Origin of the sequence: Actinomadura sp. NPDC048032 (assembly GCF_040653175.1) — a bacterium.
GTDB classification, from domain to species: domain Bacteria; phylum Actinomycetota; class Actinomycetes; order Streptosporangiales; family Streptosporangiaceae; genus Spirillospora; species Spirillospora verrucosospora.
Window position 1 is genome coordinate 1 of sequence record NZ_JBEZJP010000188.1, and the last position, 14253, is coordinate 14253.

18 protein-coding genes are annotated in these 14253 nt (G+C 74.0%); 7 read left to right on the top strand and 11 right to left on the bottom strand.

The window, feature by feature from the left end; all coding sequences use genetic code 11:
- Together AB0C69_RS23355 and AB0C69_RS23360 are read left to right on the top strand one after the other, a co-directional pair.
- Nucleotides 1-610: class I tRNA ligase family protein (locus AB0C69_RS23355; protein WP_360356845.1), on the top strand; the 610-nt coding region annotated here is incomplete at its 5' end.
- A gap of 120 nt (nt 611-730) precedes the next feature.
- Nucleotides 731-1618 carry a metal-dependent hydrolase gene (locus AB0C69_RS23360; RefSeq protein WP_360356848.1) on the top strand — a complete coding sequence of 296 codons (888 nt, stop codon included), beginning with the start codon at nt 731-733 and terminating at the stop codon, nt 1616-1618.
- Between the two features lie 34 nt (nt 1619-1652).
- On the opposite strand, the gene AB0C69_RS23365 is transcribed toward AB0C69_RS23360, so the two are convergent.
- The 9 genes from AB0C69_RS23365 to AB0C69_RS23405 all read right to left on the bottom strand — a co-directional run bounded on the left by AB0C69_RS23365 (nt 1653) and on the right by AB0C69_RS23405 (nt 7124).
- A complete protein-coding gene (locus tag AB0C69_RS23365) occupies nt 1653-2936 on the bottom strand; it encodes a cytochrome P450 (RefSeq protein WP_360356851.1) in 1284 nt (427 codons plus the stop codon).
- Nucleotides 2937-3012: 76 nt separating this feature from the next.
- The gene (yidC, locus tag AB0C69_RS23370; RefSeq protein ID WP_360356854.1) at nt 3013-3702 is read right to left on the bottom strand and encodes a membrane protein insertase YidC; all 690 of its coding nucleotides are present in this window, start codon (nt 3700-3702) and stop codon (nt 3013-3015) included.
- A gap of 49 nt (nt 3703-3751) precedes the next feature.
- The gene (locus AB0C69_RS23375; RefSeq protein ID WP_360356857.1) at nt 3752-4135 is read right to left on the bottom strand and encodes a DUF6412 domain-containing protein; all 384 of its coding nucleotides are present in this window, start codon (nt 4133-4135) and stop codon (nt 3752-3754) included.
- A complete protein-coding gene (locus tag AB0C69_RS23380) occupies nt 4132-4686 on the bottom strand; it encodes a hypothetical protein (RefSeq protein ID WP_360356860.1) in 555 nt (184 codons plus the stop codon). Before AB0C69_RS23380 ends, AB0C69_RS23375 begins: the two co-directional genes overlap by 4 nt.
- A gap of 18 nt (nt 4687-4704) precedes the next feature.
- Nucleotides 4705-4872: a hypothetical protein gene (locus tag AB0C69_RS23385; RefSeq protein WP_360356863.1), complete on the bottom strand. Its 168-nt coding sequence runs from the start codon at nt 4870-4872 to the stop codon at nt 4705-4707.
- A complete protein-coding gene (locus tag AB0C69_RS23390) occupies nt 4860-5414 on the bottom strand; it encodes a hypothetical protein (RefSeq protein WP_360356866.1) in 555 nt (184 codons plus the stop codon). Before AB0C69_RS23390 ends, AB0C69_RS23385 begins: the two co-directional genes overlap by 13 nt.
- Complete coding sequence (locus AB0C69_RS23395; protein WP_345178477.1) at nt 5411-5872, bottom strand: hypothetical protein; 462 nt, start codon at nt 5870-5872, stop codon at nt 5411-5413. Before AB0C69_RS23395 ends, AB0C69_RS23390 begins: the two co-directional genes overlap by 4 nt.
- Nucleotides 5869-6399: a MauE/DoxX family redox-associated membrane protein gene (locus tag AB0C69_RS23400; protein WP_360356869.1), complete on the bottom strand. Its 531-nt coding sequence runs from the start codon at nt 6397-6399 to the stop codon at nt 5869-5871. Before AB0C69_RS23400 ends, AB0C69_RS23395 begins: the two co-directional genes overlap by 4 nt.
- On the bottom strand, nt 6396-7124 hold the full coding sequence (locus AB0C69_RS23405; protein ID WP_360356872.1) for a hypothetical protein: 729 nt from the start codon (nt 7122-7124) through the stop codon (nt 6396-6398). Before AB0C69_RS23405 ends, AB0C69_RS23400 begins: the two co-directional genes overlap by 4 nt.
- 221 nt (nt 7125-7345) lie before the next feature.
- Between AB0C69_RS23405 and dut the strand changes: the two genes are divergently transcribed.
- Both dut and AB0C69_RS23415 read left to right on the top strand, forming a co-directional pair.
- Complete coding sequence (gene dut, locus AB0C69_RS23410) at nt 7346-7846, top strand: dUTP diphosphatase (protein WP_360356875.1); 501 nt, start codon at nt 7346-7348, stop codon at nt 7844-7846.
- 3 nt (nt 7847-7849) lie between these two features.
- Complete coding sequence (locus AB0C69_RS23415; RefSeq protein ID WP_353834220.1) at nt 7850-8677, top strand: DUF3710 domain-containing protein; 828 nt, start codon at nt 7850-7852, stop codon at nt 8675-8677.
- Between the two features lie 198 nt (nt 8678-8875).
- On the opposite strand, the gene AB0C69_RS23420 is transcribed toward AB0C69_RS23415, so the two are convergent.
- Complete coding sequence (locus tag AB0C69_RS23420; protein ID WP_360356878.1) at nt 8876-9577, bottom strand: PIG-L deacetylase family protein; 702 nt, start codon at nt 9575-9577, stop codon at nt 8876-8878.
- Between the two features lie 31 nt (nt 9578-9608).
- Entirely contained in the window at nt 9609-10889 is a 1281-nt protein-coding gene (locus AB0C69_RS23425) for an ArsB/NhaD family transporter (protein WP_345184806.1), read from the bottom strand.
- Between the two features lie 230 nt (nt 10890-11119).
- On the opposite strand from AB0C69_RS23425, the gene AB0C69_RS23430 reads away from it, so the two are divergent.
- The 3 genes from AB0C69_RS23430 (at nt 11120) to AB0C69_RS23440 (ending at nt 14171) form a co-directional block, all read left to right on the top strand.
- Nucleotides 11120-11917: an ABC transporter ATP-binding protein gene (locus AB0C69_RS23430; protein WP_345184808.1), complete on the top strand. Its 798-nt coding sequence runs from the start codon at nt 11120-11122 to the stop codon at nt 11915-11917.
- A gap of 1 nt (nt 11918) precedes the next feature.
- Nucleotides 11919-13274 carry an FtsX-like permease family protein gene (locus AB0C69_RS23435; protein WP_360356882.1) on the top strand — a complete coding sequence of 452 codons (1356 nt, stop codon included), beginning with the start codon at nt 11919-11921 and terminating at the stop codon, nt 13272-13274.
- A 72-nt stretch (nt 13275-13346) separates the two neighbouring features.
- Nucleotides 13347-14171, top strand: a complete 825-nt coding sequence (locus AB0C69_RS23440) for a hypothetical protein (protein ID WP_360356885.1) — start codon at nt 13347-13349, stop codon at nt 14169-14171.
- Nucleotides 14172-14253: the final 82 nt, after the last annotated feature.

Genomic DNA, 14253 nt, shown 5'->3' on the forward strand with positions numbered 1-14253 from the left:
GCTCGGGCTCGGCGAGGCGGCCCCGGACGCACCGGTCACCGAGCCGCTGGACAAGGCGATGCTGGCGGCGCTGGCCGGGGTCGTCGAGGAGGCGACGGAGGCGTTCGAGGGCTACGACTACGCGCGCGCTCTTGAGCGCACCGAGCGGTTCTTCTGGGAGTTCTGCGACGACTACCTGGAGCTGGTCAAGGCCCGCGCCTACGGGGACGGGCCGCAGGCGCTGTCCGCGCGGGCGGCGCTGCGCACCGCGCTGTCGGTGCTGCTCCGCCTGTTCGCGCCCGTCCTGCCGTTCGTGACCGAGGAGGTCTGGTCGTGGTGGCGGCGCGGGTCGGTGCACACGGCCCCGTGGCCGTCCGCCGCCGAGCTGCCGCCGGGCGGCGACCCGGCCGTCCTCGCGGCCACGGGCGAGGCGCTCCGGCAGGTCCGCAAGGCCAAGTCGGAGGCCAGGGCGTCGATGCGCGCCGACGTCTCCCGCGCGGTCGTGCGCGGCTCGCAGGTGACGCGGATCGCGCGTCCCGACCTGGCCGCGGCCGGGCGGATCGCCGACCTGACCCTGGAGGACGCCCCCGCCGCGCTCACCGTCGACGTCGTGCTGGCCCCCGCGACGTAGATCACCCCGGCCGGGTCTTGACGCGGATCCGGCGCACTCCACATATTAGATCGGCAGTCTAATTGGATGCCGCCGCGCGGGACGGCGCGAACGGTCCGCGCGGCGCGGGAGGGACACGGGATGAGCGAGATCGACGAGCGGCACCCCGTGATCGCCCCGCGCCGGGTGCGGTTCGACTGGGCGGACACGCCGCTGCACTGGATCCCGGGCGAGCCGGTCGCCACGCACTTCATCAACGTCCTGCACCTGCTGCTGCCCGCGGGGGAGCGGTGGTTCGTGCACGTCTACAAGGAGGCGCTCCCGCTCGTCCGCGACGACGAGCGCCTCTACCGCGAGGTCAAGGGCTTCATGGGCCAGGAGGCCGTGCACGCCTACTCCCACCAGGGCGTCCTGGACCGGCAGATGCGGGAGCAGGGCCTCGATCCGCGCCCGCTCACCGACCGGATCGAGTGGGTGTTCCGGCGGATCCTCGGCGACCGGTGCTGGATCCCGTTCCTGCCCCGCAAGCGCTGGCTGTTCGTCCGGATCGGCGTCATCGCGGGCATCGAGCACTACACGGCGGTGCTCGGGCAGTGGATCCTGGACGCCCGCGAGCTGGACGAGGCCGGCGCCGATCCGACGATGATGGACCTGCTGCGCTGGCACGGCGCCGAGGAGGTCGAGCACCGGTCCGTCGCGTTCGACGTCTACCAGCATGTGGCCGGGCGGTACTGGATGCGGTTCATCGCGTTCTTCCTCGGCGTCCTCGCGCTGCCGCTGATGGTGTACGCCGGGGCGGTGTTCCTGTGCCGGGCCGACCCGACGCTGAAGGGCGTCCGCCCGCGGATCCGCGACTACCGGCGGGCGGTGCGGCGCGGGCTGTTCCCCAGCAACCGGTTCATGATCTCCGCGGGGCGCGCCTACCTGCGGCGCGACTACCACCCGTCCCGCGCGTGCTCGACGCAGCGGGCGCTCGACTACCTCGCCTCGTCGCCCGCGGCGCGGGCCGCGGGCGGCCGGGCGTCCTGAGCCATGTCGCTCACAGGGCCGCTGACAGGGCCGCTCACAGCGTGCAGGGCAGGTGCTTGATGCCGTTGATGAAGTTGGAGTAGAGCATCTGGGGCTCCCCGCTCGCCCGGATGCCCGGGACGCGGGTGAACAGCTCCCGGAACATCACCGTGATCTCCTGCCGGGCCAGGTTCGCGCCCAGGCAGAAGTGCGGGCCGGGGCCGCCGAACCCGACGTGCGGGTTGGGGGAGCGGGTGATGTCGAAGACGTCCGGGTCCGTGAACACCTCCGCGTCGCGGTTCGCGGAGTTGTAGAACAGCAGGACCTTGTCGCCCGCCCGGTACCGCTGGCCGTTCATCTCGTGGTCGCGGGTGACGGTCCGGCGGAACTGGATGACCGGCGTCGCCATCCGGACGATCTCCTCGACCGCCCCGGGGATGCGGGCGTCGAAGTCCTCCATCAGCAGCGCCCGCTGCTCGGGGTTGTCGGTGAACAGCTTCAGCCCGTGCGTCATCGCGTTGCGGGTCGTCTCATTGCCGGCCACGACGAGCAGGATGAAGAACGAGCCGATCTCCTGATCGGTGAGCGACTCGCCGTCCACGTTCGCCGAGACCAGCCGCGACACGAGGTCGTCGCCGGGGTGCCGGCGGCGCCTGCGGGCGAGCTTCATCGCCAGGTGGTTCAGCTCGTACCCGGCGGACATCGCCATGAGCAGCCCGTACAGGACGCCGATCCGGGTGATGCCCTCGCGGGTCACGTCCCGGCCGCCGGTGTACTCCGGGTCGCCGAGCCCGAGGATGGTGTTCGTCCGGTCGTACACCATCGGGCGCACCTGCTCGGGGATGCCCATCATGTCGCAGATGACCTGCACGGGCAGCCGCGCCGCGACGTCGGTGACGAAGTCGGCCGACCCCTTGCGCTCCAGGTCGTCGACGATCCGCGTCGCGGTCGCCTGCAGGTCGGTCTCCAGCTTGGCGAGGACGCGCGGGGTGAACGCCCGCGACACGATCCTGCGGATCTTGGCGTGCCGCGGGTCGTCCATGTTGATCATCGAGCCGAAGTAGCGGGCCATGTACCGGGGCAGGTCGGCGATGCTGTTCGAGCAGGGCTCGCTGCTGAACACCTCCGGCGTCCGGCTGGCCTCCACCACGTCCGCGTGCCGGGTGAGGGCGTAGTAGCCCGGCCCGGTCCGGATGAACGGCAGCTTGAGCTCGGGGAAGAACGCCGGGCGCTCGCGCTCGCGCAGCCGCGCGAACGCCGCCGTCCGCCGGTCCGGGGGGAGGGTCCAGAAGGCCAGATCGGACAGGTCGTCCTGCGTCGCCCGTGCCGTCGTCGTCACCGCGCACCGTCCTCGGTAGTCAGAACGCCGTTCGGTTGCCATCGAACCCAGCCGTCCGGACCCCCGTCAAGACCGATCAGGCCGCCGCCGGGGTCCGGCGGTGCAGGACGGCCCGCTCCGCGGCCGTCCACGCCCCGGACGTCAGCAGGTACAGCCCCGCCGCCAGCGGCAGGAACGCCGCCACGGCGACCGTCCCGAACGGCGCCAGCCGCGCGACGGCGCCCATCGGCCCCTCGGCGGTGACCCGCCGCGACGTCACCACCGCGACGACCGCGAGCAGCGCGAACAGGCCGAGGAAGACGAGCGAGGGCGGCGCGAGGAGGCCGCCGCCGAGGACGCCGATCCAGTTCTGCCCGAGCGGCGCCGCGAGCAGCGTGTGCGCGAGCAGCAGGTTCTGGTGCCCGGCGACCGTCGCGGACACGAACAGGCGGTACATGACCATGAAGAACGGGATCTGCGCGACCATCGGCAGGCAGCCGGCCACCGGTGTGGCGCCCTCCGCCTCGTACAGCGCGGCCATCTCCCGCTGGAGCCGCCGCGGGTCCTTCGCGTGCTCCTTCTGGAGCGCCTGGACCTTGGGCATGAGCCGGGTGCGCGCCCGCTCGCCCCTGGCGGCCGAGACCGCCAGCGGGACGAGCGCCAGCCGCACCCCGGCGGTGAACAGGACGATCGCCAGCGCGGTGGCCAGGCCGCCGGCCACCGGGTCGAGGGCGTCCGCGAGACCGCCCACGAGGACGGCGGCGATGGAGACGGGAATGTCGAACATGAGAGAAGAACCTTCCGGAACGAGGGGATCGGTGGCGTTCCGGCCGCGCTCAGGCGGCCGCGATCCCCGTTCCGGGCGCTCGCGGGCGGGGCCGTCCCGCCGCGTCCGGGTCCCGCTGCGGGAGGAAGGCGGTCCGCAGCGTCCTGTCCCGCAAGGTCGTCCGCACCCGCGCCCGCGCCGCTCCCAGGCCCGGGTGCGCCGCGCGGACCCGCACCGCCGCGAGCACCAGGAGCCCGGCCACGGTCAGCGCGCCCAGCGTGACCAGCACCGACTGCCCCGGCGCCGACCCGGCCCATTCGGCCACCGCGAACCCGCGCAGCAGCGCGAAGACCAGCAGTGACCAGAGCACGACGAGCCTCTTTCCGGTGCGCGGCGGCGAGATGCGATCAGTCTGCCACGGCGGCGCGATGACGATCGACCGGCTTCCGGTCACAGCAGCAGGAGGGCGAGGGCGGACAGCGACGCGAGCGCCGCCGCGGTCTTCACGGGCGGCATGCGGACGGTCATCGCGGCGTCCCGGTCCTCGTCGCGGGCCAGGTAGGTGAGGAGGGCGCTCAGCGCACGCCCGGCGCCGAAGGCCGTGCCGGTCAGCACGGTCGTGAGCGGGTCTTCGTGGATCAGGAGCAGGCCCAGGGCCAGGACGTAGGGGGCCGTGGCGGACACGTAGGTGCGGACGCCGGTCCCGAGTTCGAAGCCGAACTGGAGGGCGCCCCTGCGGAGGTGGACCTGCAGCACGTCCTGGGGGATCTGGCGGGCGTTCTGGGGGAGCGGGACGCGGACCAGTCCGGCTTCGCGCGCGGCCCCCAGCGCGGCGAGGGCCAGGATCGCGGCGGTGCGGACGCCCGGCGGAAGCGGTGCGGAGAGGCCGGACAGCAGCCAGATCACCGTCGCGGTGAGCGTGCCTCCGAGCAGGAGCCCGAGGGTGAAGACGGCCAGGACCTCGCCCTGCCGTACGGGGGCCCGCCAACCTGGCGAGAACAGCACGGATTCGCTGTTGCGCGTTCAGACGCTGCCCGACAGCGAGAATCCGGCGAGCGCGCCGATCGACGCCCAGCACAGGACGGCGGCGTCCAGGGCGGCGGCCGCCACCGACAGGAGCGCGAGGGCGGCGACGGGGAGGAGCGGGTCGGTCGTGCCCCGCCGCAGCCGTCCCGCGGTCAGTTCTTGCACGCCATCGCCTTGCGGCAGATGGTCTTGTACCAGTTGCCCTTCTTGGACTTCTTCCAGCCGTCATGGCAGCGCCAGGTGACGCCCTTCTTGCAGCTGCCGCAGCTCTTGGCGTAGGCCCAGAGCCAGCCGTCGTAGCCGCCGCCGTAGCACTGGTTGGGGCGCAGCTTGTAGCGGCCGGGATCCGAGACTCCCGATTTGTGGAAGCCCTTGTACTTCCCGCTCGTCCGGCAGCACACGCTGCACACGAGGCTGGGCCCGCAGCCGGGGGAGCAGTTGTGGTTGGCCGCGTACGACGGACACCGCGGATAGATGTCGTAGTAGCCGACCAGCTGGAAACCCGAGGCGAGCGCCTCGCGCGCGGGCGGGAAGACGCCGAGGGCCTTCAGCCCGGCGGTGGCGCCCGCGGCGGCGAGCCCGGTGAGGACGCTGCGCCGCACCGGCCGGAACCGCGGCCCGTCCGCGGGCGCCGGGCGCCGCCGGACGCGCTGCGCCCCGGCCAGGCGGGGGCCGCGCAGCGGCGGGACGTCTTCGAGTTCGATCATCGTGCCGCCTCCAGGGTGAGGGCGCGGAGGGCTTCGGGGGAGCCGACGGGCTCGGCGGCCCGCACGCGCCCGTCCGCGCCGACCAGCACGGCGAACGGGGTCGCGGGGACGCGGTAGTCGGCGAACAGGCCGTCCTGCTCGCCGGCCAGCACGGTCACGCCGGGAGGCGCGGGCTCGCCGGGCGGCGGCCCCGCGAAGATCGCGTGCAGCGGCCGTCCGGCCGGGACGGCGGCGAGGACGTCCGCGCACACGCCGCACTCGCGGTCCAGGAACAGCAGCAGGCCGGGCCCGAGCCGGTCGAAGGCGGGGGCGGGCGCGCCGGGCGCGGGGCCGAGCCCGGCGGGCCGGGCGGCTCCCCGGCCGAGCGCGTGGACCTGCCGGACGAGCCCGGCGACCACCAGGGCGAGCAGCAGGATCGCCGCCCATGACAGCAGGAGCGCGCTGTTCTGGAAGCTCATCCGGCCGTCCTCCTCTCCTCGGTCATGGCGTGCGGGAGCGTCCACAGGAGGACGGCGAACCCCAGGCCCGCGACGATCTCCACGGACGACTCGTACAGGGTGGCCCCGGACGGAGGCCCGAGCAGGGCGCCGGCGAGGGCGAGCGCGGCGAGGGCGGCGGCCCGTCCCGCGACCCAGCCGGTCATCGGCGTGCCCGCGCCGCCGCATCCGCAGGGGACGCCGCGCCGGGTGCGCGCCACGTGCGCCGCGTAGACCGCGTACAGGGCCAGCAGGGCGGCCGCCGCCCCGCCGGCCGCGCGCGCCGGGCCGTCGAGCCGGAGCAGCGGCGCCGCCGCCCCGGCGACGCCGATCAGCGCCTCCGCGGCGATCACGGCCGCCGCGGCCGCGCCGGCGAGGGCGGGCGGCAGCACCCGGTGCGCCCGCACCGCGGCGGCCAGCGCCGCCGGGCGCCTGACCTGCCCGGCCAGCGACGCCAGCAGGACGAGCGGGACGGTGACGGCGGCGATCCCGGCGAGGAGTCCGGTCACCGGACCGCCTCGACCGCCAGCCCCGCGAGCCGGCGCGGGACGTCGCGGACCCGGTCCTCCTCGGGCAGCACGGTCACCAGCAGCGACGCCAGCGCCAGCAGGAAGTAGGGGCCCTGGCCCTCCACGGTGTCGCGGAACAGCTCGCCGCCCGCGACCGGGGCGCCGCGCCACGGCGGGAGCCGCCTGCGCGTCACCGTGGTCAGCGCGGTGATCTCCAGGAGGCCGATCCCCGGCACCTCCTTGACCATCTCGGCGGGCTCGGGGCGCCTGGCCCGGCCGCGCGGGACGGCGGTGACCCCGTCCTCGTGCTCGGTCAGGCGCAGGGTGCCGAAGAAGGCGACCGCGTCCGCGGGGCGCCCGTGGTAGAGGTGCGTGAACACCGCGTGGCGGCGCCCCTCCCACACGGCCGCGAGGACGGGGTCGCTGAGGCCCGTCTCGGCGTCGCGGGTCGCCGTCCCGCCGACCCGCAGCCGGCCGCCCTGGACGCGGAACTCCTGCTCGAAGCGGTCGACCCCGATGTCGGCGGCCCAGGCCAGCGCGTCCTCGCGGGTGCCGCTGGAGATCTCGTGGAGCCGCCCGCCGTCGGCGATCCGCGCCACCGACGTGCACGGCCGCCGCAGGTCGTGGTCGCCGGCGAGCCGGACCCGCACCCCGTCCAGCGAGCGGTGGGTGACGCTCCGGCCCCCCGCGCTCTGCCCCCGTGTGCCCTCTCCCGGTTTTCCCATGCCGCCCCCTTCCCGGGGGACGCGCCCCACAGAAACGCCGCGGGTAACAATTGCGACGCTACGCGTGATACTTCGCTTCAGGGTCAAACCTTCCGGAAGTGGTCACGCCCGGGACCGGGTAGGGTCAACTGCCGGACTCGCGCGGCAGCGGCGTTTCAGCGGCGGCCGTCCCCGGCGCCCTGGATAGGGTCGTGTGGTTCTCCGGCAGGTAGGCGCGTGAGGTGGAGCCCGTGAGCAAGGTCGATGTGCTGGTCCGGCGGCTGGATCCGGAGCTGCCCCTGCCCCGGTACGCCCACGCGGGCGACGCGGGCGCCGATCTGGTCGCGGCCGCCGACGTGGAACTGCCGCCGGGGGAGCGCGCCGTCGTCCCCACCGGGATGGCGATCGCCCTGCCGGACGGCTACGCGGCTTTCATTCACCCCCGGTCCGGATTGGGCGCTAAGTTGGGGGTGACCATCGTCAACGCACCCGGTACGGTCGACGCCGGCTATCGGGGTGAGATCAAGGTGACCCTGCTGAACACCGACCCCCGCGCCACGGTGAGACTGCGGCGCGGAGACCGCATCGCGCAGATGGTCGTCCAGCGGGTCGAGCACGCGGTGTTCCACGAGGTCACCGAGCTTCCCGGATCGGCGCGCGGAACCGGCGGGTTCGGCTCCACCGGCGGATTCGGCCCTGCCCCGCGATCCGGGGACAACGAGCACAGTAGAGAAGGAGCGTGAGTCGTGGCTTTTGGACGTCGCCGGCAGGCCGAGGAGCCCGCTGAGGGTCCCGAGGTGACCGAGGAGCCGGCGGAGACCGCCGAGGAGGCTCCCGCCGAGGCGGGGTCGGCCAAGGCGGAATCGGCGGCGGGCGGCCCGTGGGATTCCGAGGACTCCTTCCCCGAGCTGCAGCGGCTCGACTTCGGGGCCCTCCAGGTGCCGGTGGCGCCGGGGCTGGGCTTCCAGGTCAACTTCGAGGCGACCCAGGTCGACGAGGAGGGCAACCCGCTGGACGGGCGCCCCGTCGCCGTGCTGGTGCAGTACGAGGAGAGCGCCATGCAGCTCCAGGTGTTCGCCGCGCCGAAGCGCAGCGGCATCTGGGACGACGTGCGCCGCGAGACCGCCAAGGACATCCAGGAGGAGGCGCAGGGCCAGACCCAGGAGGGCGAGGGCCCGTTCGGCTCCGAACTGCTGGCGATGGTCCCGGCGGCGCTGACCGAGGAGGTCCTCGCCGAGATGCCGCCGGAGGTCCGCGAGCAGATCCCGGCGGAGTTCGTCGAGCAGGGCTGGGCGCCGCAGATCATCCGTTTCCTCGGCGTGGACGGCCCCCGCTGGTTCCTGCAGGCCGTGGTGCAGGGCGCCGCGATCGAGGACGAGGAGCAGTGGCAGGTCCTGGAGGACGTGCTGCGCGGCGTGGTGGTGCACCGCGGCGACGCCCCGATGCCGCCCCGCGAGCTGCTGGAACTGCAGATCCCGCAGGAGTTCAGCGAGGCCGGCGAGGACGGCGAGGAGGGGGCCGTGGAGACCTTCGACCCCTTCGAGCGCGGCCCCGAGATCACCGAGGTCCGCTGACCGCACGCACACCGGACCCGTCCGGCCGCACGCTTTTCGGACGTGCGGCCGGACGGGTTCGCGGCGTCTGCGCCCGGCCCATCGCTTGCCCTGCACCGGCCTCCGGGCGGTCAATCAGTGCATGTCGAAGAAGACGCGCAAACGCCGGGCCCGCAAGCGGAGCAAGCACAACAAGGGCAAGCGGCCCAACGCCCGCCGCTAACTCTCGATCATCTCGAACGTCATCGCGTGCTCGACGCCCGCCTGCTTCCCGCCCGCCTCGGCCGCGCCGGTGAGGAACGCCTCCGCGTCGAACCCGGCGCCGAGTTCGGCGAAGTACACGCGGTGCGCGAGCAGCGAGTCGATGCCGGTCCGCAGATGGCCGGTGACGTCCACGTAGTGGGTGGGCTGCGGCGACCCGCCGAACAGCGCGAACCGGACGCCCCGCCACGGTTCGAGGCCGAGGTCGCGGAACACCCACCGGTTGGCCGCGTCCCGGACCGCGTCCGCGACCGCGAGGCCGAGGGCCCGGTGGTCGGCCATGTTGAAGCCGCCGCCGGGGAAGGTCTCGCGGAAGTTGATGGACAGCACCACCTCGGGCCGGTGCCGCCGGATCGCCGCGGCGAGCGTGCGCCGCAGCGGCAGCCCGTACTCCAGCGTGCCGTCCGGCAGGTCGAGGAACTCGACCTCGCGGACGCCGACGATCCGCGCCGCCTCGACCTGCTCGGCGCTGCGGATCCGCCGCACCTCGGCGGGGTCCATCGAGTCGATCCCGGCCTCCCCGCGGGTGGCCAGCACCTCCGTCACGGTCTTGCCCTGCCCCGTCCACTTGGCGACCGCCGCCGACGTCCCGTACTCCAGGTCGTCGGGGTGCGCCACGATCGCGAGCGCGCGTTCCCAGTCCTCAGGCACCTCGTCCATCCCCCCATCCTCCCGGACGGGGCGCTGACCCTCACAGGTAGCGGAGCCAGAGGTACGGGGTGGCCAGGGCGACCGTCACGAGGGTGACGACGATGCCGTAGCGGGTGAAGCGCCAGAAGCTGATGGGCGTGCCGTTGCGGGCGGCGATGCCGAGGACGACCACGTTGGCGCTGGCCCCGACGGCGGTGGCGTTCCCGCCGAGGTCGGCGCCGAGGGCGAGGGCCCACCACAGCACGTGCCCGTCCGTGCCGGGGTGCTGCTGGACGAGGTCGGAGACGATCGGGCTCATCGTCGCCACGTAGGGGATGTTGTCCACGATCGCCGACAGCCCGGCGGACGCCCACAGCAGCAGCATCGCGGCCACGCCGAGGCGGCCGTCGGTGGCGTCCGCCGCCGCCCGGGAGATCTCGCCGATGACGCCGGTCTCGACGAGGCCGCCGACCATCACGAACAGGCCGGCGAAGAACACCAGCGTGGGCCACTCGACCTCGCTGAGCGCCTCCTCGGTCGTCACCTTGGTCGCGGCGACGAGCAGACCGGCGCCGAGCAGCGCCACCACGGACGGCTCGTAGTGCAGGACGGGGTGCAGCACGAACGCCGCGATCACGACGGCGAGGACGGCGAGTCCCTGCGCGAGCAGGCGGCGGTCGGTGATGGCCTCCCGCTCCTCCAGCTCCATGACCTCGGCGGCGAGCTCCGGGTCGTAGCGGAACGCCGAGCGGAACAGCCACCGGCACAGCACGCAGAACACGATCATCAGCACCACGACCAGCGGGGCCAGGTGGACCAGGAAGTCGTTGAACGACAGGCCGCCCCGGCTGGCGATGATGATGTTGGGCGGGTCGCCGACGAGGGTCGCGGTGCCGCCGATGTTGGACGCCATGACCTCGGCGATGAGGTACGGCTCGGGCGCGAGGGCGAGCCGCTCGCAGACGAGGAACGTCACGGGCGCGACCAGCAGGACGGTGGTGACGTTGTCGAGCAGCGCCGACGCCCCCGCCGTGAGCACGACCAGCATCACCATGAGCCGGTAGGGGCGTCCCCGCGCGCGCTTGGCGGCCCAGATCGCCACGTACTCGAACACGCCCGTCCGGCGCAGCACCGAGACGATGACCATCATGCCGAGCAGCAGGAAGATGACGTTCCAGTCGATCCCTGACTCGGAGGAGAAGAAGGCGCCTCGGGCGTCGGTGATGTGCAGCAGGAGCATCAGGCCCGCGCCGCCGAGCGCCACCGCCGTCCGGTGCACCTTCTCCGACGCGATCAGAACGTACGCGCAGACGAAGATGACGATCGCGGCGGTGGCCTGCACGGAACCTCCCGGACGGCATGCGGATGACGGGACCTGCCGACCAGACTTCCCGGCGCACCACGGGCGACTCTAACCGTCACGGCACGCCGCGGGCGAGACCGGGGCCGGGCGATGGTGGGGTTTTGCCTACCCCGATCGGAGTGCTGGACCCATCCTCGCCGGCCCCGCGCGTCCGTAGTTTCGTGTCCGGAGGCGCTCCGCGAGGGGGCGCCCGGGCGGAGGTGAGGACGATGTTCGGACGCAGGGGACCGGAACCGGGGCGCCAGGCCCCGGGTGAGGCGCTCCGGCTGGAGAACGTGCGCCGGGTGTACGGCCCCGAGGGCAACCGGGTCGTCGCGCTGGACGGGGTGTCGCTGTCGCTGCCGACCGGGTCGTTCACCGCGGTCATGGGCCCGTCCGGGTCCGGCAAGAGCACGCTGCTCCAGTGCGCCGCGGGCCTGGACCGTCCGACCGGGGGCCGCGTCTTCGTCGACGGCGCGGAGCTGACGGGCGACGGGGAGGCGGAGCTGACGAAGTTCCGGCGGGAGCGGATCGGTTTCGTCTTCCAGCAGTTCAACCTGCTGCCGACGCTGTCGGTCGTGCAGAACACGGTGCTGCCGCTGAAGCTCGCCGGCCGCAAGGTCGACAAGGACCGGGCGCGGGCCGTCCTCGAGCGGGTGGGCCTCGGCGAGCGGCTCGGGCACCTGCCCGCGGAGCTGTCCGGCGGGCAGCAGCAGCGGGTGGCGATCGCGCGGGCGCTGCTGGCCCGGCCGCGGGTGCTGTTCGCCGACGAGCCGACCGGCGCGCTCGACACCCGCAGCGCCCGCGACGTGCTCGGCCTGCTGCGCGAGTCGGTGGCCGCGTTCGGGCAGACGGTGGTGATGGTGACCCACGACCCGGTCGCCGCGTCGTTCGCCGACGCCGTGCTGTACCTGGCCGACGGGCGGATCGTCGGCCACCAGCCCGCGCCGACCGCCGAGTCCGTCGCGGAGCGGATGACGCACCTGGCCGACGAGGTCGAGCGCCAGCGCATGACGGCGGGGGCGTGACATGTTCGCACTGGCGATCGGTTCCCTGCGCAGGCGCGCGGGCGCGTTCACGGCGAGCTTCCTCGCCCTGTTCCTCGGCTCGACGATCATCATGGCGTTCGCCTCGATGCTGGACACCGCCGCGTCGGGCGGCGCGACCGGGGAGGCCCGGAGCACGCTGGTCGTCATGGCGAACGTCGTCGGCGGCTGGGGGCTGCTGCTCGTGGTGTTCGCGGTCACCTCCACGCTGACCCTGTCGGTGCGGCAGCGGGCGTCGGAGATCGCGCTGCTCAAGAGCGTCGGCGCGACCCCGGCACAGCTCTCCCGGATGATCGTCGGTGAGGCGGCCGTGCTGGCGGTGGCCGCGGCGCTGCTCGCGATCGTCCCCGGGATGCTGGCCGGCCGGGGCGTGCTCGGCCTGCTGCACGACACCGGCCAGGTGCCCGCGGAGATCGGCCACAGCTTCGGCCCGGTCGCGCTGTCGATGGGGATCGGCATCACGACGGTCTCCGCGACCGCCGCCGCGCTGATCACCGCCCGGCGCGCCACCCGCGCCGGCGTCGCCGACTCGATGCGGTCCGCGGCGGTGGACACCGGGAGGCTGAGCAGGAAGCGCATCGTCTTCGCGGTCCTGTTCCTGCTGCTGGCGCTGGACGAGGCGGTCATCACGGTCACGCTGATGGACGGCAAGGGCAGCGACGTGATGGCGACGTCCGGGCAGGCCGACATCCTCGCCGCGATCGGGCTGGCGCTGCTGGCTCCGGCGATCATGCGGCGGGCGACGTCCCTGCTGGCCCGGCCGCTGCGCGCGTTCGGCGCGGCCGGCGAGCTGGCGGCCGCCACCATGCGCCGCCGGACGGGCGCGCTGGCGTCCGCGGTCACCCCGGTCATCCTGTTCGTCGGCACCGCCGTCGGGACGCTCTACCTCCAGGCCACCGAGAACGCGGCGATGGAGGCCGCCGGGCTGGCCAAGACGGCCGAGCAGAAGAGCATCGAGACGCTCAACTTCGTCGTCATCGGCATGGTGGTGCTGTTCACGGCGATCATGCTGGTCAACACGCTGGTGGCGGCGACCGCGCACCGGCGCCGCGAGTTCGGGCAGACGCGGCTCGCCGGCGCGACCCCGCGCCAGGTGCTCGCCTCGGTGGCGCTGGAGTCGGCGGTGCTGACGGTCACCGGCGCGGCCTGCGGAACGGTCGCCTCGGTGTTCACGATCGTGCCCTTCGGGCTGGCCCGCCGCGACTCCGCCGTCCCGGCCGGGGACGCGTGGACCTACCTCGCGGTCGTCGCGCTCGCCGCCGCCCTGACCGGCGCCACGACGTGGGCGGCCACCCGCCGCGCGATCGGCGTCCCCGCCGTGGAGGCCGCCCTCCGCTGACCGCACGGCTTGTCTTCGCGTGGGTGCTCGCCCATACTGGGTGAGCACTCACTCATTTCCAGAGGAGCGGTCATGGCGGGATCGGTGGAGACTTCGCGCGGCAGGTTTCCGGCGGCGGCCGCCGTCCGGGGCCTGGGGGCGTTCTGGACGGGCGGCCGCCGGGTCGAGCGCGCCGCCTACGCCGTCGGCGCCGCGCTCATCGCCTCGGGCCTGCTGCACCTGGTGGTGTTCGCCGTGGACGGCGGGCCCTGGACGGGACCGGTCTCCTGGCGCAAGCCCGTCACGTTCGGGCTCTCGTTCGGCCTGACGCTCATCACGATCGCGTGGGTCAGCGGGTTCGTCCGGCTGGGCGACCGCGCGCGGGCCGCGATCCTCGGCGTGTTCGCCGCCGACTGCGTCGCGGAGGTCTCCCTCATCACCCTGCAGGCGTGGCGCAGGGCGCCGTCCCACTTCAACGAGGAGACGGCGTTCGACACGGTCGTCACCCGGATGCTCGCGGCGGGTGGCGGGATCCTGATCGTCACGCTGGTCGCGCTCGCGGTCGCCGCCTTCCGCCGCGACGCGGGGACCGCGCCGAGCATGCGGCTGGCCGTCCGGTCCGGCTTCGCCGCGCTGATGCTCGCGCTGGCCTCCGGCGCGGCGATGATCGCCCGCGGGGTCGCCACGGTGCGGTCCGGCGACCAGCAGGCCGCCTACCACGTGGTCGCCGCGCTGAAGCCCGCGCACTTCGTGACCATGCACGCGATCCTCGTCCTGCCGCTGCTGGCCTGGCTGCTCACCTTCACCGGCCTGCCCGAGGCCCGCCGCGTCCGGGCGGTCGCCCTCGCCTCCGGCGCCTACTGGGCGGTGGCGGCGCTGGTCATCGCGGTCGCCGCCGTGCGCTTCGCCGCGGCCTGAGCCCCGCCCCGCCGACGCCGAACTCGCCGCCCTTCGCGGACAGCGAGTTGGGCGGGGGGGGGGGGAGTGCGCGGCGGGGCGG

Excerpts from the sequence above, each read along its gene's own strand:
- AB0C69_RS23360 (WP_360356848.1), top strand. The coding sequence starts at position 731 with ATGAGCGAGATCGACGAGCGGCACCCCGTGATCGCCCCGCGCCGGGTG.
- yidC (WP_360356854.1), bottom strand. The coding sequence starts at position 3,702 with ATGTTCGACATTCCCGTCTCCATCGCCGCCGTCCTCGTGGGCGGTCTC.
- AB0C69_RS23390 (WP_360356866.1), bottom strand. The coding sequence starts at position 5,414 with ATGATCGAACTCGAAGACGTCCCGCCGCTGCGCGGCCCCCGCCTGGCC.
- AB0C69_RS23395 (WP_345178477.1), bottom strand. The coding sequence starts at position 5,872 with ATGAGCTTCCAGAACAGCGCGCTCCTGCTGTCATGGGCGGCGATCCTG.
- AB0C69_RS23405 (WP_360356872.1), bottom strand. The coding sequence starts at position 7,124 with ATGGGAAAACCGGGAGAGGGCACACGGGGGCAGAGCGCGGGGGGCCGG.
- AB0C69_RS23420 (WP_360356878.1), bottom strand. The coding sequence starts at position 9,577 with ATGGACGAGGTGCCTGAGGACTGGGAACGCGCGCTCGCGATCGTGGCG.
- AB0C69_RS23430 (WP_345184808.1), top strand. The coding sequence starts at position 11,120 with ATGTTCGGACGCAGGGGACCGGAACCGGGGCGCCAGGCCCCGGGTGAG.
- AB0C69_RS23435 (WP_360356882.1), top strand. The coding sequence starts at position 11,919 with ATGTTCGCACTGGCGATCGGTTCCCTGCGCAGGCGCGCGGGCGCGTTC.
- AB0C69_RS23440 (WP_360356885.1), top strand. The coding sequence starts at position 13,347 with ATGGCGGGATCGGTGGAGACTTCGCGCGGCAGGTTTCCGGCGGCGGCC.